At 68.2% G+C, this 25,928-nt stretch carries 23 protein-coding genes and 1 tRNA gene; 20 read left to right on the top strand and 4 right to left on the bottom strand.

From position 1 onward, the window contains the following. The first annotated feature begins 70 nt into the window (after positions 1-70). The 13 genes from SJY26_RS01875 (at position 71) to SJY26_RS01815 (ending at position 15,033) form a co-directional block, all read left to right on the top strand. Complete coding sequence (locus SJY26_RS01875) at positions 71-2,464, top strand: M1 family metallopeptidase (protein WP_396594471.1); 2,394 nt, start codon at positions 71-73, stop codon at positions 2,462-2,464. Then, a complete protein-coding gene (locus SJY26_RS01870) occupies positions 2,461-2,967 on the top strand; it encodes a DUF6702 family protein (protein WP_396594470.1) in 507 nt (168 codons plus the stop codon). The genes SJY26_RS01875 and SJY26_RS01870 overlap by 4 nt, the downstream gene beginning before the upstream one ends. Before the next feature lie 125 nt (positions 2,968-3,092). Further along, positions 3,093-3,245: a hypothetical protein gene (locus SJY26_RS01865; RefSeq protein ID WP_396594469.1), complete on the top strand. Its 153-nt coding sequence runs from the start codon at positions 3,093-3,095 to the stop codon at positions 3,243-3,245. Between the two features lie 100 nt (positions 3,246-3,345). Then, complete coding sequence (locus tag SJY26_RS01860; RefSeq protein ID WP_396594468.1) at positions 3,346-5,085, top strand: dihydroxy-acid dehydratase; 1,740 nt, start codon at positions 3,346-3,348, stop codon at positions 5,083-5,085. Positions 5,086-5,088: 3 nt separating this feature from the next. Beyond that, positions 5,089-6,099, top strand: coding sequence for a ketol-acid reductoisomerase (gene ilvC, locus SJY26_RS01855; RefSeq protein ID WP_396594467.1), 1,011 nt, complete (start codon positions 5,089-5,091; stop codon positions 6,097-6,099). 37 nt (positions 6,100-6,136) lie between these two features. Next, positions 6,137-7,861, top strand: a complete 1,725-nt coding sequence (gene ilvG / locus SJY26_RS01850) for an acetolactate synthase 2 catalytic subunit (RefSeq protein ID WP_396594466.1) — start codon at positions 6,137-6,139, stop codon at positions 7,859-7,861. After that, a complete protein-coding gene (locus SJY26_RS01845) occupies positions 7,861-8,127 on the top strand; it encodes an ACT domain-containing protein (RefSeq protein ID WP_396594465.1) in 267 nt (88 codons plus the stop codon). Before ilvG ends, SJY26_RS01845 begins: the two co-directional genes overlap by 1 nt. Beyond that, positions 8,124-9,362: a 2-isopropylmalate synthase gene (locus SJY26_RS01840; RefSeq protein ID WP_396594464.1), complete on the top strand. Its 1,239-nt coding sequence runs from the start codon at positions 8,124-8,126 to the stop codon at positions 9,360-9,362. The genes SJY26_RS01845 and SJY26_RS01840 overlap by 4 nt, the downstream gene beginning before the upstream one ends. 118 nt (positions 9,363-9,480) lie before the next feature. After that, complete coding sequence (gene leuC, locus SJY26_RS01835; protein ID WP_396595690.1) at positions 9,481-10,905, top strand: 3-isopropylmalate dehydratase large subunit; 1,425 nt, start codon at positions 9,481-9,483, stop codon at positions 10,903-10,905. Then, positions 10,898-11,488, top strand: a complete 591-nt coding sequence (gene leuD / locus SJY26_RS01830; protein ID WP_396594463.1) for a 3-isopropylmalate dehydratase small subunit — start codon at positions 10,898-10,900, stop codon at positions 11,486-11,488. The genes leuC and leuD overlap by 8 nt, the downstream gene beginning before the upstream one ends. Further along, on the top strand, positions 11,488-12,588 hold the full coding sequence (leuB, locus tag SJY26_RS01825; RefSeq protein ID WP_396594462.1) for a 3-isopropylmalate dehydrogenase: 1,101 nt from the start codon (positions 11,488-11,490) through the stop codon (positions 12,586-12,588). Before leuD ends, leuB begins: the two co-directional genes overlap by 1 nt. A gap of 193 nt (positions 12,589-12,781) precedes the next feature. Beyond that, entirely contained in the window at positions 12,782-14,266 is a 1,485-nt protein-coding gene (locus tag SJY26_RS01820; protein WP_396594461.1) for an ammonium transporter, read from the top strand. 83 nt (positions 14,267-14,349) lie between these two features. Beyond that, positions 14,350-15,033 carry a TorF family putative porin gene (locus tag SJY26_RS01815; protein ID WP_396594460.1) on the top strand — a complete coding sequence of 228 codons (684 nt, stop codon included), beginning with the start codon at positions 14,350-14,352 and terminating at the stop codon, positions 15,031-15,033. A 111-nt stretch (positions 15,034-15,144) separates the two neighbouring features. Here SJY26_RS01815 and SJY26_RS01810 read toward each other — a convergent pair whose 3' ends face one another. Next, the gene (locus SJY26_RS01810) at positions 15,145-17,334 is read right to left on the bottom strand and encodes an alpha-glucuronidase family glycosyl hydrolase (protein WP_396594459.1); all 2,190 of its coding nucleotides are present in this window, start codon (positions 17,332-17,334) and stop codon (positions 15,145-15,147) included. Between the two features lie 158 nt (positions 17,335-17,492). On the opposite strand from SJY26_RS01810, the gene SJY26_RS01805 reads away from it, so the two are divergent. Beyond that, positions 17,493-18,572: a LacI family DNA-binding transcriptional regulator gene (locus SJY26_RS01805; RefSeq protein WP_396594458.1), complete on the top strand. Its 1,080-nt coding sequence runs from the start codon at positions 17,493-17,495 to the stop codon at positions 18,570-18,572. Here SJY26_RS01805 and SJY26_RS01800 read toward each other — a convergent pair. Continuing rightward, entirely contained in the window at positions 18,517-19,446 is a 930-nt protein-coding gene (locus SJY26_RS01800; RefSeq protein WP_396594457.1) for an alpha/beta fold hydrolase, read from the bottom strand. The genes SJY26_RS01805 and SJY26_RS01800 overlap by 56 nt on opposite strands. Before the next feature lie 148 nt (positions 19,447-19,594). Between SJY26_RS01800 and SJY26_RS01795 the strand changes: the two genes are divergently transcribed. After that, positions 19,595-20,107 carry a CinA family protein gene (locus SJY26_RS01795; RefSeq protein ID WP_396594456.1) on the top strand — a complete coding sequence of 171 codons (513 nt, stop codon included), beginning with the start codon at positions 19,595-19,597 and terminating at the stop codon, positions 20,105-20,107. A 48-nt stretch (positions 20,108-20,155) separates the two neighbouring features. Here the strand turns inward: SJY26_RS01795 and SJY26_RS01790 are convergent. Together SJY26_RS01790 and SJY26_RS01785 are read right to left on the bottom strand one after the other, a co-directional pair. Then, positions 20,156-20,232: transfer RNA gene (locus tag SJY26_RS01790), tRNA-Ala, on the bottom strand. A gap of 157 nt (positions 20,233-20,389) precedes the next feature. Continuing rightward, positions 20,390-20,851 carry a TIGR02300 family protein gene (locus SJY26_RS01785; RefSeq protein WP_396594455.1) on the bottom strand — a complete coding sequence of 154 codons (462 nt, stop codon included), beginning with the start codon at positions 20,849-20,851 and terminating at the stop codon, positions 20,390-20,392. Between the two features lie 154 nt (positions 20,852-21,005). Between SJY26_RS01785 and aroA the strand changes: the two genes are divergently transcribed. From aroA to mscL, 5 genes are all read left to right on the top strand, one after another. Continuing rightward, positions 21,006-22,301 carry a 3-phosphoshikimate 1-carboxyvinyltransferase gene (aroA, locus tag SJY26_RS01780; protein WP_396595689.1) on the top strand — a complete coding sequence of 432 codons (1,296 nt, stop codon included), beginning with the start codon at positions 21,006-21,008 and terminating at the stop codon, positions 22,299-22,301. A 49-nt stretch (positions 22,302-22,350) separates the two neighbouring features. Continuing rightward, positions 22,351-23,001 (top strand): (d)CMP kinase, encoded by a 651-nt coding sequence (locus SJY26_RS01775; RefSeq protein WP_396594454.1) that lies wholly within the window; start codon positions 22,351-22,353, stop codon positions 22,999-23,001. 157 nt (positions 23,002-23,158) lie between these two features. After that, positions 23,159-24,862, top strand: a complete 1,704-nt coding sequence (gene rpsA, locus SJY26_RS01770) for a 30S ribosomal protein S1 (RefSeq protein ID WP_396594453.1) — start codon at positions 23,159-23,161, stop codon at positions 24,860-24,862. 240 nt (positions 24,863-25,102) lie between these two features. Further along, positions 25,103-25,393, top strand: a complete 291-nt coding sequence (locus tag SJY26_RS01765; RefSeq protein WP_396594452.1) for an integration host factor subunit beta — start codon at positions 25,103-25,105, stop codon at positions 25,391-25,393. Positions 25,394-25,442: 49 nt separating this feature from the next. Further along, positions 25,443-25,865 (top strand): large-conductance mechanosensitive channel protein MscL, encoded by a 423-nt coding sequence (gene mscL / locus SJY26_RS01760; protein WP_396594451.1) that lies wholly within the window; start codon positions 25,443-25,445, stop codon positions 25,863-25,865. The last annotated feature ends 63 nt before the right edge of the window (positions 25,866-25,928 follow it).

Genomic DNA, 25,928 nt, shown 5'->3' with positions numbered 1-25,928 from the left:
GGCCGCGCTTGCGCCCGACCCGCTTGGGTCTAAGGTCCCCGCCGCTGTTCTGTCGGGTCGGGGTTCCTGTATGCGGGTCATGATTGTTGTCGCGGCGCTTTGTGCCGCATTCGCCGGTGCGGCCCAGGCCCAGGTCAGTCAGGGACCGGTCCAGCAGACCGTCGGCAGCTTCGACGACAAGTTCCGCCAGTTTGAAGGCGAGGACTGGCCGACCCCGACCGACTATCGCAATGCCTCGGGGGCCCCGGGTCACCGCTACTGGCAGCAGAAGGTCGACTACGACATCGACGTGACCCTGAACGAGCGGGACCGGTCGCTGACGGGTGTCGAGACCATCACCTACACCAACAATTCGCCGGACGGCCTGCAGTACCTCTGGCTGCTGCTGGACCAGCAGAACTACCGCCGCGCTTCGCTCGCCGAACGCAGCCGTACCGTGGGGGACAACACCACCCTGTCCGTTGGCGAGGTGCTGCGGGTGCAGCGCTTCCAGGAATGGGAAGGCGGCTTCAACGATCTGAAGATCACCGGGCCGGACGGCCGGGACCTGCCGTTCTCGATCACCGACTCCCTGCTGCGCATCGAACTCCCGCAGACCCTGGCGACGGGCCAGAGCTTCAGCTTCACCCTCGCCTTCACCCTGCCTCTGCCCGAGACCAACGTGGTGGGCGGCCGCAGTGGCTATGAGTGTTTCACGAAACAGTGGGAGGACGGCAACTGCATCTTCCTCGCCGCCCAGTGGTTCCCGCGCCTGGCCGTCTATTCGGACTATGAGGGATGGCATAACGCCCAGTTCCTCGGTGCCGGCGAGTTCACGCTGGAGTTCGGCGACTACAATGTCTCGATCACGGCTCCGGCCGACCATCAGGTCTCCGCGACCGGCGCGCTGCAGAACCTCGACATTCTGACGACCGCCCAGCGCCAGCGCCTGGACCAGGCCCGCACCGCCGACGAGCCGGTCTATATCGTCACCCCGGCCGAGGCCGCCGCCGCCGAGGCCAGCCCGGCCCGTTCGGGCACCCGCACCTGGAATTTTGCGGCCGAGAATGTGCGCGACTTCGCCTTCGCCTCCAGCCGCAAATTCATCTGGGATGCCATGGGCGTGGAGCAGGACAGCGCCGAACACCCGGTGGTGATGGCCATGTCCTTCTTCCCCAAGGAGGCCCGACCCCTGTGGGACGCCTGGTCGACAAAGGCCGTCGCCCACACCCTGGACGTCTACAACCAGTTCTCGATCACCTACCCCTATCCCACGGCCCAGTCGGTCAACGGCCCGGTCGGCGGGATGGAATATCCGATGATCACCTTCAACGGGCCGCGCCCGCTGCGGGGCGATGACGGCAGCCTGACCTATTCGGACCGCACCAAGGCCGGCCTGATCGGCGTGATCATCCACGAGGTCGGCCACACCTACTTCCCGATGATCATCAACTCCGACGAGCGCCAGTGGACCTGGATGGACGAGGGGCTGAACAGCTTCCTGCAGTACCAGGCCGAGAAGCTGTGGGACGCCGACTTCCCTGCCCGGGGCGAGCCACGCCAGATCGTGGAATACATGATCTCGGAAAACCAGGTCCCGGTCATGACCCAGTCGGACAGCATCCTGCAGTTCGGCAACAACGCCTACGCCAAGCCCGCCACCGCCCTGAACATCCTGCGCGAGACCATCATGGGCCGCGATCTGTTCGACCGGGCGTTCCGCGAATACGCCCAGCGCTGGGCCTTCAAGCGGCCCACCCCCTACGACTTCTTCCGCACCATGGAAGAGTCCTCGGGCATGGACCTGGACTGGTTCTGGCGCGGCTGGTTCTATTCGACCGACCACGTCGATATCGCGCTCGACAACGTCATCGCCGTTTCGCTGGAATCGACCGACCCGGAAGAACGCGCCCGCGCCGCCCGCGCCCGGTTCGAGGCCGAGCCGGAATCGCGCACCGTGGTCAACAACCGCGGCATCGAGACCTTTGCAGAACGCGACCCGTCGGTGCGCGACTACTATGACGAGACCGACGCCTTCACCGTCACGGCCAGCCAGCGCCGGGATGCCGCCAAGGCCCGGACCGCCGCCGAGGCCAATGCCGAGCGCCGTCAGGCCCTGACCTTCGACGACAACGTCTACCGCTTCACCTTCTCCAACCGGGGCGGCCTGGTGATGCCGGTGATCCTGAAGCTGAACTGGTCCGACGGCTCCGATGAGATCGTCCGCATCCCGGCCGAGATCTGGCGTCGCAACAGCCAGCGCGTGACCTGGCAGCATGTGTCGTCGAAGACGCTGGTCTCGGCCGAGGTGGATCCCCTGTGGGAGACCGCCGACGCCAACCGGGCCAACAACGGCTTCCCCCAATCCATCCAGCCCAGCCAGGTGCCGCTCCAGGCCCAGGGACCCCAGGGCTCCAACCGGATGCGGGACGATGATCGCCGCGTCACCCCCGACAGCCTGCGTCCGCAGCGGGTGACGCCGTGAGGGCTCGCACCCTGCTCGCCGGCCTTGTTGCCGGGCTGGTTCTGGCCACGCCGGCGCTGGCCCATCGCGGCCACGCCGGACTGACGGTGGTGGAGATCGATCCGCAGACCGGGGCGGTCACCGTCTCCCACCGGTTCGCCGCCCATGATGTGGAGCCGGCGCTGGTGACCGTGGCCCCGGACGCCCAGCCGACGCTGGACGATCCGGACGCGGTCACCGCGCTGGAGCAGCATCTGGACCGCCGCTTCCGGCTGGAGGTGGACGGCGCGCTCATCGAACTGGACCATGCGGGGACCAATCTGGCGGGCGACAATATCCGGGTCGACTATGCCGGCGCCGGGACCCCGGAGATGGCCGCCCGGTCCGTCCGCGTCGACCTCGACTTCTTCCCCGGCGTCCATGACGACCAGGAGCAACAGGTCAATGTCCGCGTCGCCGGGGTCACCCGGACGGTGGTGTTCCGCCCCGGCAGCGTCGCCCAGACGGTGACCTTCAGCCGCTGAACACCTCCGTAGGGTGGAAATACCCCTCCGGACGCTTCGCTGTCCCAAAATTGGAAGTTTTTTCCAGAATGCCTTGTGCGGGCCTGCGATCTCTGTTCCTATGCAGGGGTAATCAGGAGCCGGCTGTGAGCCACCCGAACCGCTACACCCCGACCCGCCGCCCGGCTCGCGCCGTTGCCGCGTCGCGCCCGTCGCTGGTCCCTGCGGCCCTGACCACCCTTATTCTCAGCGTACTCCTTGGCCTGCTCTCCGGAGCGGTGTGGATGCAGCTGACCTGAACCCAAGCAAAATCAGGATCGCCCGCAGCCACCCGCTCCCGAAAGGAAGCGGGTTTTTTGTTGCGGCGATCCCGGACCCCTCCCGGAACGCCTTAAGACAATGACGCAAGATTTCACCCCTGAAGACGCCGCTCCCGCCGCCTCGCGGCGCAGCGCGGTCGTGACCGCCGGGGCCAGCCGCGCCGCCGCTCGCAGCTACCTGCGCGCGGCCGGCATGGACGACGCCGATTTCGACAAGCCGATGATCGCGGTGGTCAACACCTGGTCATCGGTGACCCCCTGCAACATGCATCTGGACCGGCTGGCGAAGGACGTTCGCGCCGGCATTCTGGCGGCCGGCGGCTTCCCGATCGACTTCAACACCATCGTCGTCACCGACGGCATCTCCATGGGCACGCCGGGCATGAAGGCCTCGCTGATCAGCCGCGAGGTCGTCGCCGACTCGATCGAGCTGGCGGTGCAGGGCCATCAGCTGGACGGCGTCGTCTGCATCGTCGGCTGCGACAAGACCATTCCGGCGGCCGCCATGGCCCTGGCGCGGATGGATATCCCGGGTCTGGTCTATTACGGCGGTACCATCCTGCCCGGCGTCGTGGCCGGCCGGGAGATCTCGATCCAGGACGTGTTCGAAGCCATCGGAGCGCATGGGGCCGGCGCGCTGGACGACGCCGGGCTGAAGGCTGTCGAGGCCGCTGCCTGTCCCGGGGCCGGAGCCTGCGGCGGCCAGTTCACGGCCAACACCATGGCCATGGCCCTGTCGGTCATGGGCCTGTCGCCCATGGGAGCCAATGACGTCCCGGCGGTCGATCCGGCCAAGGGCGCGCAGGGTCATCGCTGCGGCGAGCTGATCGTCGAGCGGGTGTTCGCCGGGGACACGGCGCGCAAATACATCACCCGCGCCAGCCTGAAGAACGCCGCCGCGGCCGTCTCCGCCTCGGGCGGATCGACCAATGCGGTGCTGCATCTGGCCGCCATCGCCATCGAGGCGGGCATCGAATTCGGCGTCGAGGATTGCAACACCGCCTGCGAGGACACGCCGGTCATCTGCGACCTGAAGCCCGGCGGCCGCTTCCTGGCCAGCCATCTGTACGCCGCCGGCGGCACCCGGCTGGTGACCCAGCGGCTGGCCGAGGCGGGCAGGATCGTCAACGCCCCCACCGTCTCGGGTCGCAGCCTGTTCGCCGAGGCGGCCGAGGCGGAAGAGGCGCCCGGCCAGCAGGTGGTCACGACCATCGCGGCCCCGATCAGCCCGCGCGGCTCCTATGCCGTCATCTACGGCGACATCGCTCCTGACGGTGCGGTCATCAAGCTGACCGGCCACAAGGTCGACCGGTTCGAGGGCCCGGCCCGTGTGTTCGATTCCGAGGAAGACGCCTTCCACGCCGTCCAGGATGGCTCGGTCGGCGAGGGCGACGTCATCGTCATCCGCTACGAGGGCCCGAAGGGTGGCCCCGGCATGCGCGAGATGCTGCAGGTCACCGCCGCCCTGAAGGGCCGGGGCATCCACGACGTCGCCCTGATCACCGATGGACGGTTCTCCGGAGCCAGCTATGGCTTCGTCGCCGGCCATGTCTCGCCGGAAGCCGCCGTCGGGGGCCCCATCGCCCTGATCCGCGACGGCGACCGCATCACTATCGACGTCTCGGCGCGCCGCATCGACGTCGCCGCCGACCTCGCCGCCCGCCGCACCGGACATGTCGCCCCGCCGCTGAACCCGGCCACCGGGGTCTTCGCCAAATACCGCGCCAGCGTGGCCTCGGCCGCCCAGGGTGCCGTCACCATTCCCAACCCGCCGCCGGCTCAAGTCCGTGCGGAAACCCGTCAGACGCAGGAAGCCTGAGCCATGGAAATCTACACCAACGACGACATCCGTCCCGGCGTCATCGCCGGCCAGCGCATCGCTATCATCGGCTATGGCTCGCAGGGCCGCGCCCATGCGCAGAATCTGAAGGACTCCGGCCACGACGTGATCGCGGGCGTCCGCCACGGGGGCAAGGGCTGGAAGAACGCCACCGCCGACGGCATCGCCACGGCCGAGCCGGCGGACGCCGTGAAGGGCGCGGATATCATCGCCATCCTGACGCCGGACATGGCCCAGGCCCAGGTCTACAGGGACATCGTCGAACCCCATGCGAAGAAGGGGGCGGCCATCCTGTTCGCCCATGGCTTCTCGATCCTGTACGGGCGGGTCGCCCCGCGCCAGGACATGGACGTCATCCTGGTCGCGCCCAAGGGACCCGGCGATCTGGTCCGTCGCGAATACGCCCGCGGCCGCGGCGTCCCGGCCCTGTTCGCGGTTGAACAGGATGCGACCGGCAAGGCCCGCGACCGGGCCATGGGCTATGCCAAGGGGATCGGCGGCGCGACCGGCGGCCTGCTGGAAACGACCTTCCGGGAAGAGACCGAGACGGATCTGTTCGGCGAGCAGGCCGTCCTGTGCGGCGGGGCCAAGGAGCTCGTCATGGGAGGCTTCACCACCCTGGTCGAGGCAGGCTACCAGCCCGAGATCGCCTATTTCGAATGCATGCACGAGCTGAAGCTGATCGTGGATCTGTTCTACGAGGGCGGCGTCACCAAGATGAACGAGTTCATCTCCGAGACGGCCAAGTGGGGCTCGGTCGTCAGCGGCCCGCGCGTGATCAATGCCGAGACCCGCGCCCGGATGAAGGAAATCCTGACCGAGATCCAGGACGGCACCTTCGCCCGCGAATGGATCGCCGAGAACGAGGCCGGCAAGGGGGCCTATGACGCCCTGGTCAAGGCCGACAGCGAGCACCTGATTGAATCCGTCGGGGCCGGTCTGCGCGAGCGGATGGCCTGGCTGCACGCGCCCAAGACCGCCGAAGCGGCCTGATCCCAGACCCGCAAACCCAGTCAGTCCCAGACCGATCATGACCGCCGTCGCCGCCATCGCTGCAAAAACTGCCAATCCGCCCCGAAGCGGTGCGCAGCTGCTCGTCTCGACCCTGGATCGGCTGGGGGTCGAGGTGGTGTTCGGCTATCCCGGCGGGGCGATCATGCCGGTGTATGACGCCCTGACCGGGGCGGGCCTGAAGCACATTCTGGTCCGCCACGAGCAGGGCGCGGCCTTCGCGGCCGATGCGTACGCGCGCTCCACCGGCAAGGTCGGCGTCTGTATGGCGACCTCCGGGCCGGGGGCGACCAATCTGATCACCGGCATCGCCAACGCCATGATGGATTCAGTGCCGATGGTCTGCATCACCGGCAATGTCGCCACCCATCTGATGGGCACCGACGCCTTCCAGGAGATCGACATCCTGGGCGTCACCCTGCCGCTGGTGAAACACAGCTGGGTCGTGCGCGACCCGGCCGATGTGCCGGCCGTGATCGAGGAGGCCTTTCATGTCGCCCGATCGGGTCGCCCCGGCCCCGTTCTGGTCGACCTGCCCAAGGACATCCAGGTCGGGACGACCTCGGACGACTTCGGCTTCCACTATCCCAATGACGTCACGCCGCTGGACCACGCCGCGATCGCCGAGGCGGAACAGCTGATCCGCGCCGCCGAACGCCCGCTGATCTATATCGGCGGCGGGGTGAAGATCGCCGGGGCCGTCGGACCCTTGCGCGACTTCGCCGAACGGACCGGCATCCCCGTGGTCTCGACCCTGAACGCCCTGGGCTCGATCCGGACCGACGCGCCCGGCTTCCTGGGCATGCTGGGGATGCACGGCACCCGCGCCGCCAATGAGGCGGTTCAGGAGAGCGATCTGCTGATCGTCCTGGGCGCCCGCTTCGATGACCGCGCGACCGGCAAGCTGAACGCCTTCGCCCCCCATGCGAAGGTCGTCCATTTCGACATCGACCCGGCCGAGATCGGCAAGCTGCGCGCCGCCCATGTGCCGGTCATCGGTGATCTGAAGGCCGGCATCGAGGCCCTGACCCAGCGGGTCGCCGCTGCACCGCTGGGCATCGATCCGTGGGTCATCCGCTGCACCGCCAGCGCCCGCCGCAACGCCTTCCGCTATGACGCCCCGGGCGAAGGCGTCTATGCGCCCGCCCTGCTGAACGAGCTGTCCCGGACGGCCGGTGACAGCTTCGTGGCCGCGTGCGACGTCGGCCAGCATCAGATGTGGGTGGCCCAGCACTGCGAGTTCTCGCGGCCGGAAGCCCACCTGACCTCGGGTGGTCTGGGGGCCATGGGCTACGGCCTGCCCGCCGGTCTGGGGGCCAAGATGGCCAGCCCCGAGGCCCATGTCGTCACCGTCTCCGGCGACGGCAGTTTCATGATGAACATCCAGGAGCTGGCGACCCTGCGCCGCTACGGCGTCGCCCTGAAGATCGTGCTGCTGGACAACTCCAGCCTGGGACTGGTGCGCCAGTGGCAGGAGCTGTTCTTCGCCGAGAACTATTCCGAGGTCGACCTGTCCGACAATCCGGACTTCGTCGCCGTGGCCCAGGCCTTCGGCATCGAGGCCTTCATGATCGACCGCCGCGATCAGGTCACCGACGGCATCGCCCGTCTGCTGGCCGCGCCCGGACCGTGCCTGATGCACGTCCTGATCGACCCGAAAGAGAACGTCTGGCCGCTGGTGCCCCCGGGCAAGTCCAACGGCGAGATGATGCACGACACGCGCTTTGACGAAGGAGACATGTGATGAGCGAGACCATCCAGATCCAGATCGACCGGGCCGACGGCTCGCTCCAGCGGCTCATCGGTCTCGTGGAGCGCCGCGGTTTCCACATCGACGCCATGAGCCTGTCGGACGAGGGCGCGATGCGCCGCGTCCAGCTGCAGGTCCGGGGCCGCGACGCGGGCCGCTGCACCGAGAACCTGGGCCGCCAGATCGACAAGCTGGTCGGGGCGACCCGGGTCGGCTTCACCGCCGCGACCTATGGCTACCAGAGCGGGGTGGCGGCATGAGCGGCTCCGTCTCCGATGGCGTAGCCCGTCCCCGCGAAGGCGGGGACCCGAACCGGGTCATCGTCTTCGACACCACCATGCGCGACGGCGAACAGGCCCCGGGCTTCTCCATGTCGCCCGAGGACAAGGTCCGTATGGGCCGCCAGCTGAAGGCTCTGGGCGTCGACGTCATGGAGGCCGGCTTCGCCGCCGCCTCGTCGGGCGACGAGGACTGTATCCGGGCCGTGGTCGGCGAGATGGCCGAGGACGATTCCGGCCCCGTCTTCTGCTCCCTGTCGCGGGCCAATGAGGCGGACATCGACGCCTCGTACCGGGCCCTGCGGGGCACGAAGCGCCGGCGTTGCCATGTCTTCATCGGCACCAGCCCGATCCACCGGGCGGCCAAGCTGCGGATGACCCCCGACCAGGTCCTGGCCCAGGCCGTCCGCTCGGTCGAATACGCCCGGACCCATTTCCACGACGTCGAATTCTCGGCCGAGGACGCGATCCGCACCGAGCCGGAATTCCTGGCCGAGGTGCTGGAGGCGACCTGCGCGGCGGGGGCCTCCACCGTGAACGTGCCGGATACGGTCGGCTATGCGACCCCGGACGAGATCGCCAGCCTGTACCGGTTCCTGATCGACCGGATCCGGCCCCGCTTCCCCCATGTCGTCTTCTCGGCCCACTGCCACAACGATCTGGGGCTGGCCGTGGCCAACAGCCTGTCGGCCATCGAGGCCGGGGTGCGGCAGGTCGAATCCACCATCAACGGCATCGGCGAGCGGGCCGGCAATGCCGCTCTGGAAGAGGTGGTCATGGCCCTGCGCACCCGGGCGGAACGCTACGGCGTCACCACCGGCGTGGATGCCACCAAACTGGTCGAGACCAGCCGCCTGCTGAGCGAGATCACCCACTCGCCGATCGTGCGCAACAAGGCCATCGTGGGCATCAACGCCTTCGCCCACGAAGCCGGCATCCACCAGCACGGCATGTACGCCGACGCCCGCACCTATGAGATCATGCGGCCCGAGGACGTTGGCTTCGCCGGCAGTTTCTTCGTCCTGGGCAAGCACTCGGGCCGGACGGCCGTGGCCAAGCGGGCCGAGGTTCTGGGCTATCCGCTGGTGGGTGACCACCTGACCGCCGCCTTCGCCGCGTTCAAGACCCGCGCCGACGAGATCGGCGAGATTGATGACGCGGAACTGGTGGCCATCTGCGTGGGGACCCAAAGGGAAGCGGCGCATGTCGCAGCGTAAATCCTCCCCCATCGGGGGAGGGGGACCGCGAAGCGGTGGAGGGGGCCAACCCCAGACACCGCATCCGGGTCAGGCCCCCTCCGTCACGGCGCGAAGCCGCGCCGCGCCACCTCCCCCGATGGGGGAGGAGCAGCCCCGCACCCTGTTCGACAAGGTCTGGGATCGTCACGTCGTCGTGCCGGAGACGGCCGAAACCCCCGGCGTCCTCTATATCGACCTGCATCTGGTGCATGAGGTCACCAGCCCCCAGGCCTTCACCGAGATCGAGGCGCGGGGACTGAAGGTCCGCCGGCCGGACCGGACCTTCGCCACCCTTGACCATTCGACCCCGACCCTGCCGGCGGGTCCGGACGGGCACCGGCCCTATGTCACCGCCGAGGCCGAGGCCCAGGTGCACCGTCTGGAACAGAACTGTGCGCGGCACGGCATCGAACTGGCCGGCTGGGGCTCCGGCGACCGGGGCGTGGTCCATGTGATGGGGCCCGAACTGGGCCTGACCCAACCGGGTATGACCGTGGTCTGCGGCGATAGCCATACGGCGACCCACGGGGCCTTCGGGGCCCTGGCCTTCGGCATCGGCACCTCCGAGGTCGGCCATGTGCTGGCGACCCAGTGTCTGCTGCAGCGCAAGTCGAAATCCATGCGGGTGACCATCAACGGGACTCTGGTGCCCGGCGTCTCCGGCAAGGACGTGGCCCTGGCCGTGATCGCCGAACTGGGCTTCGGCGGCGGCACCGGCTTCGTCATCGAATATGCGGGGGAGGCGGTGCGCAGCCTTGGCATGGAAGGGCGGATGACCCTCTGCAACATGTCCATCGAGGCCGGGGCCCGGGCGGGCATGGTCGCGCCCGATGCCGTGACGATCGAGTGGCTGCGCGGCCGCCGGCATGTGGCGAAGGGGGCCGCCTATGAGGCGCAGGCCGCCGACTGGCTGAGCCTCGCGAGCGATCCCGGCGCGGTGTTCGACGCCGAGGTGGTGATCGACGGCTCCGCGATCCGGCCCATGGCGACCTGGGGCACCACCCCCGACGCCGGGGCCCCCATCGGCACCCCTGTGCCCCAGCCCCGTTCGGACAGCGACCGCAAGGCCATCGCCTATATGGGCTTCGAGGCCGGCCAGGCCACGACGACCCAGCCGGTCGATGTGGTCTTCATCGGCAGCTGCACCAATGGCCGGCTGTCCGACCTGCGGACGGCGGCCACGGTGCTGAGGGGCCACCGGGTCAAGCCGGGCGTCCGGATGCTGGTCGTGCCCGGCTCCGAGGCCGTCCGTCGCGACGCCGAGGCGGAAGGGCTGCACACGGTCTTCCTCGAGGCCGGGGCCGAATGGCGCATCCCGGGCTGTTCCATGTGTATCGCCATGAACGGGGATGTGGTCGCGCCCGGCCAGCTGGCCGTCTCGACCTCCAACCGCAATTTCGAGGGCCGTCAGGGCAAGGGCGCGCGCACCATCCTCGCCAGCCCGGCCACGGCCGCCGCCAGCGCCATCGCCGGGGTCCTGACCGATCCCCGGGTCTATCTGGAGGAGATGCTGGATGCCTGAACCCCTCAAGGTCCTGACCTCCCGCACCCTGGTCCTGACCCAGGCCAATATCGACACCGACCAGATCATTCCGGCCCGGTTCCTGACGACCACTGAGACGACCGGTCTGGGCCGGAAGGCCTTCTACGACTGGCGCTATGAGGCCGACGGCTCGCCGCGACCGGAGGCCGTGCTGAACCGGATCGATCCGGCGGAGCACCGCATCCTGGTCGCCGGGGACAATTTCGGCTGCGGCTCCTCGCGCGAGCATGCGCCGTGGGCGCTTTACGACTACGGCTTCCGCGCGGTGATCTCGACCTCGATCGCCGACATCTTCACCTCCAATGCCCTCAAGAACGGCTTTCTCCCGGTCGTGGTCGATCAGGCCACCTGGGAGGATCTGGTCGCCAACCCCGAGCAGGTGGTGACGATCGATCTGGAGGCCGGAGAGGTGCGGCGGGGCAACCATGCCCCGGTCGCCTTCAGCGTCGAACCCTTCGCCCGCCAGTGTCTGCTGGACGGGGTCGACACGCTTGGCTGGCTGCAGAAACACATGCCTGACATCGAATCCTACGAGCGTACCCATTTCCCGGAGCCCGCGTGATGCCGAACGTCCAGACCTACAAGATCGTCCTGCTGCCCGGTGACGGGGTCGGACCCGAGGTGACGGCGGCGGCCCAGGCCGTGCTGCGGGTGATCGGCGACTTCTACGGCCACCGCTTCCAGTTCGCCGAGCACCTGATCGGCGGGGCGGCCATCGACGCGACCGGCGATCCCCTGCCGCCCGAGACGGTCGAGGCCTGTCAGGCGGCGGACGGCGTCCTGCTGGGGGCGGTCGGCGGGCCGAAATGGGATGGCGGCGCGCGCCGGCCCGAGGAAGGCCTGCTGGGCATCCGCAAGGCCCTGGGCCTGTTCGCCAACCTGCGCCCGCTGCAGGTGTCGCCTGTGCTGGCCCATCGCTCGCCGCTCAAGAAGGAGATCGTCGAGGGCGTCGACCTGATCGTCTTCCGCGAGCTGACCGGCGGGGTCTATTTCGGCGAGAAGACCCGCACCGACACCATGGCCTCGGACCTGTGCGTCTATACGGTGCCCGAGATCGAGCGCATCACCCGGGCCGCCTTCAAGACCGCCCTGCAACGGCGTGGCAAGGTCACCTCGGTTGACAAGGCCAATGTCATGGAGACCAGCCGGCTGTGGCGCGAGGTCGTGACCCGGATCCATGCCGAGGAGTTCCCGCAGGTCCAGCTGGAGCATGCCCTGGTCGACTCCATGGCCATGCATCTGATCAGGAAGCCCCGGGACTATGACGTCATCCTGACCGAGAACATGTTCGGCGACATCCTGTCGGACGAGATCTCGGTGCTGGGCGGGTCGATCGGCCTGCTGCCGTCCGCCTCTCTCGGAGAATCCGGCCCCGGTCTGTTCGAGCCCATCCATGGATCGGCCCCGGATATCGCTGGTCAGGATCTGGCCAATCCCGTCGGGGCCATCCTGTCGGCAGCGATGCTTCTGCGCCACAGTCTGAAGCTGGAGGACGAGGCGTCCTCCATCGAGGCGGCGGTGGCGGCCGTTCTGGCGGCCGGTGCGACGACCGCCGATCTGGGCGGCGAACTGGGAACGAGGGCCGCAGGCGAGGCGATCATCGACGCGATCCGGGCCATTCACTGGGCCGCCTCGCATCGGGTCCAGATGCATTGGGGTTAAGGATTTCGTAACATCTCTGTCACGCAGAATGATTGTGCGCCGCAGCTACGGCCAAGGTAACATTTTGCCAGTAGGGGGTGTGTAACCCACGACACGCACACGAAAATTGCGCCGGATACGGCACAGCCCCTTGCGTCCCTCGCCATTGCGGTAAACAGTTTGCAACTGCGAGATCACATAGGGGGATGCAACCATGTCGCAGTTCTTGAATCGGCTACCGGGCGTTCTCGCCCTCTGTTTGCTTACACTCGGCCTGTTCTACGCGGGCGGGGCCTTTGCCCAGGAGGCCGACCCGGCAGCACCGTCGGCGGCTGAAGCGGCTGCAGCGCCCGTTGTTGAAGCCACGGATGCGGTTGCTGAAACCGTCACTGCCGCGGCCGAGGCCGTTGCTCCGGAAGCCGCGGAGGCCGCACCGGTCCTTCTGGCACACCAGGCCGTCGCGGAGATCGACGCCGCCGCCAGTTCCTGGATTCTGACCTCGACCGCCCTGGTTCTGCTGATGACCCTCCCCGGTCTGGCGCTGTTCTACGGTGGCATGGTCCGGCGCAAAAACGTCATCGCCACCATCACCCAGTCGGTCGGCGTGGCCGCCGTGGTCAGCCTGGCCTGGTTCGGTGCTGGCTACAGCCTGGCCTTCGGGGTCGGGCAGCCGATGTTCGGTTTCGACGGCGACACGGTCCAGTCGGTGATCGGCTCGCTGCAGGCCGTGTTCCTGAACGGCGTGACCATGGAGACGGCCTATTCGGCCGCGCCCGGCCTGCCGGAATATCTCTGGATCGCCTTCCAGCTGACCTTCGCCATCATCACGCCGGCCCTGGTGACCGGTGCCTTCGCCGAACGGATCAAATATTCCGCCCTGCTGCTGTTCACCTTCCTGTGGACCCTCTTTGTCTATTCGCCGATCTGTCACTGGGTCTGGGGCGGCGGCTTCCTCGGTTCGGCCGGGGTGCTCGACTTCGCCGGCGGCGCGGTCGTTCACGTCAACTCGGGCGTGGCCGGTCTGGTCTGCGCCATCTTCCTCGGCCCGCGCAAAGGCTATGGCACCGAGGCCATGAACGCCCACAACCCGGTCCTGACCATGATCGGGGCCTCCCTGCTGCTGGTCGGCTGGATCGGCTTCAACGCCGGTTCGGCCTGGGCCGCGGACGCCATCGCCGGTGTCGCCCTGCTCAACACCCTGCTGGCTGCCTTCGCCGCCTCCCTGACCTGGAAGATCGTCGAGGTCATCGAGAAGCGTAAGCCTTCGCTGATCGGCGTCCTGTCCGGCCTTGTTGCCGGTCTGGTGGCCATCACCCCGGCCGCGGGCTTCGTCGATCCCAAGGGCGCGGTCATCATCGGCCTGATCGCCGGACCGGTCTGCTATGCCTCCTCGGTCTGGATCAAGAAATTGCTGCGCTACGACGACAGCCTGGACGCCTTCGGTATCCACGGCGCGGGCGGCCTGCTGGGTGCCATCCTGACCGGTGTCTTCGCCACCACGGCCGTCAACAGCCTGTCGGAAGGGGCCAACATCCCGACCCAGGCCCTGGGCCTGGCCTGGACCATCGCCTGGTCCGCCGTCGTCACCTTCGTCATCCTGGTGATCTGCAAGTTCACCACGGGCCTGCGCGTCACCGACGCCCAGGAAGCCGAAGGCCTCGACACCACGCTGCACGGCGAGGGCATGGAGCACAGCTGAGCCGGAACCCGCCGGGCGCGACCTGCGCTCCGCCCGGCGGGCCCTTTATCTGAAATCAAGATCAACAAAACGGGGATTATCGAATGAGACTGCAAGCTTCCTGCGCCGCGCTCGCCGCCGCGCTCGCCACCTTCGCCGCCGCCGGGGCCGCCTCGGCCCAGGACGTGGACGTCGCCTTCAACGCCGCCGTAGCTTCGGACTATGTGTTCCGCGGCTTCAGCCAGACGGATGAGGATCCTGCCTTCCAGGCGGGCGTCGATCTGACCGCCGGCAGCTTCTACAGCGGAGCCTGGATTTCAAACGTCGACTTCGGCGATGACACGACCGGCGAATTCGACGTCTACGGCGGCTACCGCACCGAGGCCGGTGGCTTCGCACTCGATTTCGGCGTTGTCGGCTATCTCTATTTCGACGAACCGTCCGGCGCCGACTACGGCTATGTTGAGTACAAGGCCGCCATCTCCCGCGCGATCGGTCCGGTCACCGCCGGCGCCGTGGTCTTCTATTCGCCCGACTTTTTCGGTGCGGATGAAGAAGCGGTCTATACGGAGGCCAACCTGGCCTTTGCTCCGGCGGACAAGTGGACCGTGTCGGGTGCCATCGGTTTCCAGACCCTGGACGTCAATGACGACTATGCCACCTGGAATGCCGGCGTCTCCTATTCGCTCAGCGACGTCTATGTCCTCGACGTTCGCTATCACGATGCCGATGTCGACGGCCCGCTGAGCGACGCCCGTGTCGTGGGCACGCTGAAGGCCTTCTTCTAGAACCTCGACGCAGACCTGCCGGAGCGGGCCCGCCGGGCTTCGGTCCGGCCTGCGCCTGAACCTCTCGTCAGCGGCGGGTCCACCCTGTGGGCCCGCCGTTTTCGTTTCTCGTCAGTGGGTGTTGCCCGGCGCGAAGGGGAAGGACAGGCCCCTGTAGTGGTCCAGATCGTGCTCCGGCTCCGGCTCCCCCGCCGGCAGGCGCCGGTCGGCGAAGGTGCGGAAATAGCTGACGCTGGCGTCGCGCCACCATTTCGCTTCCTGCTCCTGGATGGCCAGGAACTGCGACACCTCGTCGAACCGGCGGGCGTCGACATGGGCCTCCAGTCCCGCCCAGGTCCGGCGCATGTCGCCGACGGTCGAGACGCCCCGGCCATAGGTCACCACCAGCTCATCCCACAGCGTCCGCCCCGACCGCATCGGCCGGTCCCAGGCCACGTGATGGAACCAGAGCAGGTCCCGCTCATCGATGCGGTCCGGATCGGCGAAGCGCGCCGCCACCGTCGGGGCATACTGGGCCACGGCATTGCTGCCGCTCGCCGTCCGGTCAAAGCCGATCCCGGTCGCGTCGGCCCGGTGGTAGTAGGCCGGGTTCCACTCGGGTCGGGCCAGATCGTCGACCCAGGGGCCGGGCCCATAGTGGTGGCCCGTCGCCATCAGATGATGCAGCCCCAGCGGCGTCATATAGTCGACCACGGCCTCGCGTGAGCCCATCATCATCTCCACCACCGGCTCCGCGAACTCCGGATCGGGGGTGAAGGTGCGCTTCGCCCAGTCCCGGGCGATCGGCCCGGCGTCGGCGCGCGGATCCCACGCCATCCGGCCGAAGACATACCAGTTGGCCTGGTCGAAATGGCTGCCGGACCAGTTGCGGTCCGAGCCGATGTTGGCGACGCCGGCCATCCCGGTCAGGCCGTGCCCCTCGGCCGAGCCGTCGACCACGTCCGCCACCGTCGACCCCGCCACTGGCCGGTCGGTCACCGACTGCAGCGTCTCTTCGTACATCGTCCCGAGATAGGCGAGGTGGGTCGCGAACCCGAGGTACTCCTTGGTAATCTGGAACTCCATCATCAGCGGTGTCCGGGGCATCGCCCCGAACAGGGGATGGAACGGCTCGCGCGGCTGGAAATCGATCGGTCCGTTCTTGACCTGCACCAGGACATTGTCGCGGAACGTCCCGTCCAGCGGCACGAACTCCTCATAGGCTTGCCGGGCCCGGTCGGTGGTGTTCTCGGCCGAATAGACGAAGGCCCGCCACATCACGACCCCGCCGTGCGGGGCCACGGCATCGGCAAGCATATTGGCCCCGTCGGCATGGGTGCGGCCATAGTCCTGCGGTCCGGGCTGGCCCTCGGAGTTGGCCTTGACCAGAAAGCCGCCGAAGTCCGGGATGGCGGCGTAAATCTCATCCGCCTTGGCCCGCCACCACGCCGCCACCTCCGGATTCAGCGGATCGGCATTGGGCAGACCGCCGATCTCGACCGGCGCGCTGAACCGCGCCGAGAGATAGACCCGCACCCCGTACGGCCGGAACACATCCGCCAGCGCCGCCGCCTTGGCAATATAGGGCCCGGTCAGGCTCAGGGCATTGGCGTTGACGTTGTTCAGCACGGCCCCGTTGATGCCGATCGAGGCATTGGCGCGCGCATAGTCGACATAGCGGGTCTGGGTGAAGCCGGGCAGGGTGTGCCAGTCCCAGATCGACTGCCCCGCATAGCCCCGCTCGACCGTGCGGTTCAGATTGTCCCAGTGGTTCAGAACCCGCAGGCGCAGGGCGGGCGTGGATCGCACGTCGAGGTCCGTCAGCGGTTCGCCAACCTGCATCCGCCGCAGCCATTCAAAGGCCCCGTAGAGCACCCCGGGGCCGGTGTTGGCGGCGATCACCGTGACGGACTGACCCTCCATCCGCACGCTGCGGATCAGATAGCCCTCCGGCCCGAGGTCGGACAGGGGCAGGTCGAGGGCCTCGATCCGGGGCGACGACGCCAGCCCCAGCACGATGGCCCCGGCACTCACCTGCGGGGCAACCGGGGGAGTTGTCTGCAGCAGCCCCCCGATCCCGCGCGTCAGCTCCTCTCCGGCGACCCGCAGGCTGTCGTCCTCGCCTTCGACGACGATCCGGGTGGCCAGGGGCAGGGCGGCCCGTCGGGCACCTTCGGCTAGCGGCGGATAGCGCAGCCACAGGTCATAGCCGTCCTCGGCGCGAACCGGGGACGCCACCAGTCCGGACAGGGCCAGGGCGAAGGCCAGAAAAAGGGGACACCACAGCCGAACTCGAGCAGAAAAACAGGCTGACAGCTGCATGGATCGCATCCTTTCCGCCGCCGGCCCTCACCGGGGCAGGCCTGGGTAACCCGACCGATATGTCTGACATTTCAGCCTGTCAACGTCGCGGCCCCCTTCGCACAGGGGCCTTTGCATCCTGTCTCGCCGCGACTCACCCGAACGCCTATGGTCAGGTTTTGGAGGGGAAGGCCACATTGAACCAGAAGGTATCCCGCCGCGGTCAGGGAGGCCGCACGATCAACGACGTGGCGCGCCACGCCGGTGTTTCGCCCATGACCGTCTCGCGCGTGATCAATGGCGAGACCAGCGTCCGGGACGCGACCCGGGAAAAGGTGGCCGAGGCCATCCGGCACCTGGGCTATGCCCCAAATGCCGCCGCCCGCAGCCTGGCCAGCGCCCGGACCGTCCGCATCGGCCTGCTCTACAGCAACCCCAGCGCCGCCTATCTCAGCGAATTCCTGCTGGGCAGCTTGGACCAGTGCAGCCGGGCGGGCATCCAGCTGGTGGTCGAAAAGTGCGACTCCGAGCGGGGCGAGCGACAGGCGGTCGAGCGTCTGATCGCCACCGGCGTCGACGGCGTGATCCTGCCTCCGCCCCTGTGCGATTCCCACGACATCGTGGAGTGGCTGGAGGCCGCCGGTCTGCCTGCGGTCGTGGTTGCCACCGGCGAGCCGCCGCGCGCGGCCTCGGCCATCCGCATCGACGATGAGCGGGCCGCCGCGTCCATGACCCGACATCTGCTTGAGCTGGGACACCGCCGCATCGGCTTCGTCACCGGCCATCCCAACCAGACTGCCTCGGGCCTGCGCCTCAAGGGTTACCTCGCCGCCCTTGCGGACGCCGGAATCACGCCCGATCCAGAACTGCAGGTTCAGGGCTATTTCACCTATGTCTCGGGTCTGGACGCCGCCGATCAGTTGCTGAATCTCTCCTCCCGTCCCACAGCCATCTTTGCCAGCAATGATGACATGGCCGCTGCCGCCATCGCGGTCGCGCATCGCCGGGGTCTCGATGTTCCGCGCGATGTGACCGTCGTCGGCTTTGACGACACGGCCCTGGCGACCACCGTCTGGCCGCCCCTGACCACCATCCGCCAGCCGGTTGCGGAGATGTCGCGCGAGGCCGTCACGGTTCTGGCCGACGCCATCCGGCGGGCCGCCGCCGGCAAGGCGCACCGGCCGACCAATGCCCTGATGGGGTTCACCCTGATCCGCCGTCAGTCCGACGGTCGCCCTCAGGAAGGCCCGTCCGGCTGAATTCCTGGCCCGGCGGGACTGCGGCATGGATCGCTTGTACGGCCGCGACCACGGCTTCAGGGCGCGTGTGATGCAACAGGTGACCGGCGCGTTGCCAATGCACCACGCTCCGGGGCAACCGGTGGCTCAGCCAGCCGGCGTGCGCCCGGCCGTCGATAACGGGATCGGCGGGGTCCGCGAGGACTACCGTCGGCTGCTCCAGCCGCTTCAGCCGCAATCGAAAGGCGATCATGTCGGCATTGAACCGGTTGAGCTCATCGGCCATTGCCGACACCGCTGTCGGCTGGGCCATGCGGCGCCAGGGGAAGGCCCGCAGATCCGGCAGCGCCTGGTTCCGGTGCACGGCCGCCCGGACCATCCGCCGGCCTAGCGTCGGAGCGATCGCGGGCAGGCCCTTGCGGATGACCGGCCCGACAAGGGGGGCGGTCGCGGCGCGCAGGCCGACCGCGGCGCGGGGACGCGTCGGCCGGCAGAAGGGGTTGATCAGCACCAGTCCCGCGATCCCGCTTCCACCCCTGCAGGCCAGATGCAGCGCGGGGGCCGCGCCGATCGAATGGGCGACGAGGATCGCGTCGCGAACTCCGAGGCGGGCGAGGGTGTGATGCAGCCTCCTGGCCTGGGCCGAGGGCGACATCTCCCGCGCCGGCACCGGGGCGCTCCCTCCGTAGCCCGGTCGGTCCACGGCGATGATGCGGTAGCCCCTGTCCGTCACGGGGCCGGCAAGAGGGAACAGGATTTCCTCGGCCAGGCTGGCCAGGCCGTGGACCAGGACGACCGGACGCCCGGACGGCGATCCCCGCTCAAGGACGTGACAGGATTTGGCCCCCGGCGGTGAATGATTGGGCGGGGCGGGATGCGACTCTGACCGGTTCATGGGCAGAAAAGTCCGCCCACGCGAAAACGTTCGAGCGTGACTGTGAGGGACACCGCAACATGCGGGGTTTCTCCGCGTTCTCGCACCCGAAAGGGAACCTCCATGCGCCAGACTGACGCCGGCCCTCCATCTCCGCTGCGGCCTGGCCATGAGTGAGACCCTGTCGGCCAGCCTCCCCGGGGCATTGGAAGCCCGCATCACAGCTGTCCTGCGCGCCCTCTGCGATCGGGGGCTGACGGTCTCCACGGCTGAAAGCTGTACGGGCGGGCTGGTCGCCTCGGTTCTGACGGATGTCGACGGATGCGGCCACGCCTTCGAGCGGGGATTCGTCACCTACAGCGGGGCGGCCAAGATCGAGGACCTCGACGTCCCGCCGGATCTGATCGAGGCCCGTACGGCGGTTTCGGCTGAAGTGGCCGAGGCCATGGCGCGTGGTGCACTGCGCCGATCAGGGGCAGACATTGCTGTGTCCGTGACCGGCTACGCAGGTCCCGGCGGTCCGGACGCGGAGGAGGGGCTGGTCTACCTCGCCCTGATCGATCGCGACGGCGGTCTGGCCGCCAGCGAGTTCCATTTCGGCTCGATGGGGCGGGGTGCGGTGCGTCTGGCGGCGCTTGAGGCGGCCGTTGCGCTTCTTGAGGACCAACTGGGCCGACCCTGAAGCCGAAAGCAAAAGGGGTTGGCAGTCACCTGCCAACCCCTCGGAATTTGGTGGAGCTTAGCGGAGTTCGAACCGCTGACCTCTTGCATGCCATGCAAGCGCTCTACCAGCTGAGCTAAAGCCCCGGACCTTTCGGTCGGACCGCCGGGGTCTGGTGTGACCCCCGGCGAGGCGGCGGAACCTATGTCAGGCTCTCCGGGGGATCAACCCCGCAAAACCGGTTTATTTTCATGGGCCGCCAGACCCCCGGGCACGGCTCGAAAACCGCGCCCGGACAGGCTCCTACAGATCGTCGTCCTTGCCGCCCTTGACGACATCGCCGTCGAAGGCGTCGTCGTCCTCGTCCTCGATGAAGGGGACGGAATCGTCGTCGTCATCGTCAGCCAGGACGTCGTCGTCGCCCTCGGTGGTGCCCATGCCCGCCTCGTCAGAGGGATCGGCAACCGGCTCGTCCTCGTCGTCGGGGGTCAGGATCGGCTCATGGCCTTCCTGGTCGATTTCGGGGGTGACGACTTCCTCGTCCTCATCCTCGTCATCGGTCGCCTTCTTCTCGACGACCTGATCCTCGGCGTCGTCAGCGGCATAGCCCCCGGGACGGCCACGGCGGCTGCGCAGCTTGATCGCCTCTTCGGGATCGAACTCGTGTTCGCATTTCGGGCAATGGGCGGGGCGACGCGAGAGGTCGTAGAACTTCGCCTGGCAGTTCGGACAGACCTGCTTGGCGCCAAGTTTGGGATCGGCCACGGGGGATGGAGACCTTTGGATGGAGGAGGGGATTTCGGCCGCGTCCCTTGCCACTCCGGGGGGGCGCTGTCAAAACCCGTCTTTGGCGTGGCGCTTCGCCCGCCCTCCCCCTCACCATCCGACGGAGGCTTCGCGGGTGTCGCATGCCCCCCATCTGACCGCGCGACCGGGCGCACCCTTGCACGGAACCGTGCGCGCGCCCGGCGACAAGTCCATGTCCCACCGCGCGATGATCCTCGGGGCCATGGCCTCGGGCATCACTGAGGTCGAAGGCCTGCTGGAGGGCGACGACGTTCTGGCCACCGCCCGCGCGGCCGAGGCCTTCGGGGCCCGGGTCGAACGGCTGGGCGGCGGACGCTGGCGGGTGACGGGGCAGGGGGGGCTGCGCACCCCGGCCGGCATCATCGACTGCGGCAATGCCGGCACCGGCGTGCGCCTGCTGATGGGCGCGGCGGCGGGCTATCCGATTTCCGCGACCTTCGACGGCGACGCCTCGCTGCGCAGCCGCCCCATGGGCCGGGTCACCGACCATCTGACCCGCATGGGGGCGACCTTCGACTGGAGCGGCAAGCCGGGCCTCCTGCCCGCGACCCTGACCGGCGGTGCGCTGTCGGCCATCGACCATGTCCAGACCGTCGCCTCGGCCCAGGTCAAGTCGGCCATCCTGCTGGCGGGACTGAACGCCACCGGCGTCACCTCGGTGACCGAGCCGGAAAAGAGCCGCGACCATACCGAGCGGATGCTGCGCGCCTTCGGGGCGGTCGTGGACGTCGAGAGCGCGGGCGAGGGCTGGGTCATCCGCCTGCCGGGGGGGCAGCCCCTGACCGGCACCGTCGTGGCCGTCCCCGGCGACCCGTCCTCGGCCGCCTTCCCGCTGGCGGCCGGCCTGATCGTCGCGGGCTCCGAGGTCACGGTCGAGGGTGTCATGCTGAACCCCCTGCGCACCGGCCTGTTCGACACCTGGATCGCGATGGGGGCCGACCTGACCATCACCAACCGCCGGGTCGCAGGTGGCGAGGAGGTCGGCGACATCACCGCCCGCCATTCCCGGCTGAAGGGCGTGGTCGTGCCCGAGGCCCGCGCGGCCTCCATGATCGACGAATATCCGATCCTCGCCGCCACCGCCGCCTTCGCCGAGGGAGTCACCGTCATGCGCGGCGTCGGCGAGATGCGGGTCAAGGAAAGCGACCGGATCCGCCTGATGGTCGACGGCCTGCGCGCCTGCGGCGTGGCGGTGGAGGAGGAGCCGGAGGGCTTCCTCGTCACCGGCGGGCCGGTTCCAGGCGGCGCGACCGTGCACACCGCCCATGATCACCGCATCGCCATGAGCCATCTGGTGCTGGGGCTGGCGGCCGCCGCGCCCGTGACCGTGGACGAACCCGACATGATCGCCACCAGCTTCCCGGGCTTCGAGGCCATGATGCGGGGGCTGGGCGGGGACCTGACATGACAGGGCGTTCACTGGCGTCCCGTCGCCGGGTGTGCTTCCTCGGGGCGTCATGACCCAGCCGTTTGTCATCGCCGTCGACGGGCCCGCCGCCTCGGGCAAGGGCACGGTGGCCTCGCGTCTCGCCGCCCACTACGGCCTGCCGTTCCTTGACACCGGCCTGCTGTACCGGGCCGTCGGCATCGATGTGCTCAGCGGCGGCGGCGACCTCGGCGATCCGGTCGCGGCCGAGGCCGCGGCGCGGGCGCTGGAGCCCGGGCGTCTGTCCGACGATGCGGCCCTGACCAGTGGCCATGCCGGCGAGGCCGCCAGCCGTGTAGCCGGCTTCCCCGGGGTCCGGGCGGCCCTGCTGGACCTGCAGCAGGCCTTCGCGCGCCAGCCGGGCGGGGCGGTGCTGGACGGACGCGACATCGGGACCGTCATCGCCCCCGATGCCCCCGCCAAACTGTTCGTCACCGCCACCCCCGAGACCCGGGCCCGGCGCCGCTGGCGTCAGCTGAACGAGCGGGGCGACCTCATCACCTATGAAGCCATGCTGTCCGACATCCTGCGCCGCGACGAACGCGACGCCGGGCGGGGATCGGCCCCCATGATCCAGGCCGCCGACGCGGTCTTGCTGGATACGACAGAGATGGATATAGAAGCGGCCTTCGATGCGGCCCGCCGTATCGTCGAGGCGGCGCGCGCGAAACACGGTCTCTAGACCGCTCTCGCAAATCCAACGCTCCCATCCTCGACTTCCGCGGGCGTTCTGGCACCGATCGCCTCGCGTCCGCCGACCTGACTGACATCCTCGATCTTCACCGCGCGCAGGGCCCTCCGGTCGTGCGCCCCAGCCCTATCGGAAACACCAGAGCTTCATGACTGACACCCTCAACCCCACGCGCGACGATTTCTCGGCCCTGCTCGACGAGCAGCTCCAGGGCCGCGATCTCGGCGAAGGCCAGGTCGTCCACGGCCGCGTCGTCGGCATCGAAAAAGACATCATCATCATCGACGTCGGTCTGAAGACCGAGGGCCGCATCCCGGCCCGCGAGTTCGGCCAGGGTGAAGGCGCTGTCATCCCCAAGGTCGGCGATGACGTGGAAGTCTATCTCGAGCGCGTCGAGAACGCCCTGGGCGAGGCCGTCATCAGCCGCGACAAGGCCCGTCGCGAGGAAGCCTGGACCCGTCTGGAAGTCGTCTTCGCCGAAGGCGTGCCGGTCAACGGTGCCATCGTCGGCCGCGTCAAGGGCGGCTTCACCGTCGACCTCGGCGGCGCTTCGGCCTTCCTGCCGGGTTCGCAGGTCGACATCCGCCCGGTGCGCGACGTCGGCCCGCTGATGGGCAAGGAACAGCCGTTCCAGATCCTCAAGATGGACCGCCCGCGCGGCAACATCGTCGTCTCGCGTCGTGCGATCCTGGAAGAGGCCCGCGCCGAACAGCGCACCGAGCTGGTCGGCCAGCTGCAAGAGGGTGAAGTCCGCGACGGCGTCGTCAAGAACATCACCGACTACGGCGCGTTCGTGGATCTGGGTGGCATCGACGGCCTGCTGCACGTCACCGACATGTCGTGGAAGCGCGTCTCGCACCCCTCGCAGGTCCTCGCCGTCGGCGACACCGTCAAGGTCCAGATCGTCAAGATCAACCCGGACACCCAGCGCATCAGCCTCGGCATGAAGCAGCTGCAGTCCGATCCGTGGGACGGCGTCGAAGCCAAATACCCGCCCGGCGCCAAGTACACCGGCCGTATCACCAACATCACCGACTACGGCGCCTTTGTTGAGCTGGAAGCCGGCGTTGAAGGCCTGGTCCACGTCTCGGAAATGTCCTGGACCAAGAAGAACGTCCACCCCGGCAAGATCGTCTCGACCTCGCAGGAAGTCGACGTCGTGGTCCTGGATGTCGACGCCTCCAAGCGCCGCATCTCGCTGGGCCTGAAGCAGGCCCAGGACAATCCGTGGGACGCCTTCGTCGCCGCCAACCCGATCGGCTCGACCGTCGAGGGCGAGGTCAAGAACGCCACCGAGTTCGGCCTGTTCATCGGCCTGGACAACGACATCGACGGCATGGTGCACCTGTCCGACCTCGACTGGTCGGTCTCGGGTGAGGAAGCCATCCAGCGCTACCGCAAGGGCGAGATGGTCAAGGCCAAGGTCCTGGACGTCGACGTCGAGAAGGAACGCGTCTCGCTCGGCATCAAGCAGCTGGGCGGCGATCCCGTCGGAGACGGCGACACCTACAAGAAGGGCCAGACCGTCACCCTGACGGTCACCTCCATCGAGTTGGGTGGCATCGAGGTCAAGTTCGGCGACGACGAAGCCCCGGTCTCCAGCTTTGTGCGCAAGTCGGACATCAGCCGCGACCGCAACGAGCAGCGTCCCGAGAAGTTCGCCGTGGGTGACCGCGTCGACGCCCAGATCACCGGTATCGACAAGGCCACGCGCCGCGTCTCGGTCTCGATCAAGGCGCTGGAAATGGCCGACGAGAAGGAAGCCATCGACCAGTTCGGCTCCTCGGACTCGGGTGCCTCGCTCGGCGATATCCTGGGTGCCGCCCTGCGCGAGAAGGCCGGCAAGGACTGAACCTGAGGGCTAACTCCCTCCGGTAACGGACAGACGGGCGGCCGGAGCAATCCGGCCGCCCGTTTCCGTATTCGGCAACCTTCTGTGTACTGCGTCTGACAATTAACGCTCTTTCGCGGGCGGAAACTGTCGATCAGGCCTTTTTCGCCCGGCGGGCGAAGGTTAGGGTGGTCCCGCAACCCGGTTGAAGTTGCACCCGTAATTGCCTCCGGCGAGGCGGGAAAGGGCGGGGGCCTGGACATGATCAAGTCTGAGCTGATCGAAAAACTGGCGGCCGAGAACACGCATCTCACGCACGCCGAGGTCGAGCGCGTCGTCAATGTCGTGCTCGGTCGCATGACCGAGGCCATGGCCGACGGCGGTCGGGTCGAACTGCGCGGCTTCGGGGCCTTCTCTGTCCGGGCGCGACCGGCGCGAGCCGGCCGAAATCCACGCACCGGCGAGACTGTGGATGTCCCCGCCAAGGCGGTGCCCTTCTTCAAGAGCGGCAAGGAGCTGCGAGAGCGGCTCAATGCGTCGGGCGACGCCTGACGCCTTTTCCGCCTGCTGCCCTCACGGCGTTTCCGGAGACGACCCCCGCATGAAGCTGCTGTTCGAGTTCAAGGAATTCGCCGCGCGTGGCAATGTCGTCGACCTCGCCGTCGGGGTCATCATCGGCGCGGCCTTCGGAAAGATCGTCACCAGCCTGGTTGAACAGGTGGTGATGCCGCCCATTGGCCTGATCCTGGGGCGGGTCGATTTCAGCGAGCTGAAATGGGTCCTGGCCCCGGAAGATCCCGCCACCGAGGCGGTCGAGGAGGTCGCCATCCAGTACGGGGCCTTCCTCAACACCGTGATCCAGTTCCTGATCGTGGCCTTCGTCGTCTTTCTGATGATCAAGGCGATCAACCGGCTGCGGCGCGCCGAGGCGGCCAAGCCCGATCCTGCGCCCGTGGCCCCGACACCTTCGGAAAAACTCCTGACCGAAATCCGCGACGCGCTCCGGGACCGGCCCGGAGCCTGATCGCGGCCGGCCGGATTCCGGTTTGACTCTCGGGCGAGACGGGAACAAATAGCGAACATTGAG

The organism is Brevundimonas sp. R86498, from assembly GCF_044598075.1.
Classification (GTDB): Bacteria; Pseudomonadota; Alphaproteobacteria; order Caulobacterales; family Caulobacteraceae; genus Brevundimonas.
Note: the sequence above shows the minus strand (reverse complement) of the source record. Positions and strands in the feature narration are given on the sequence as shown.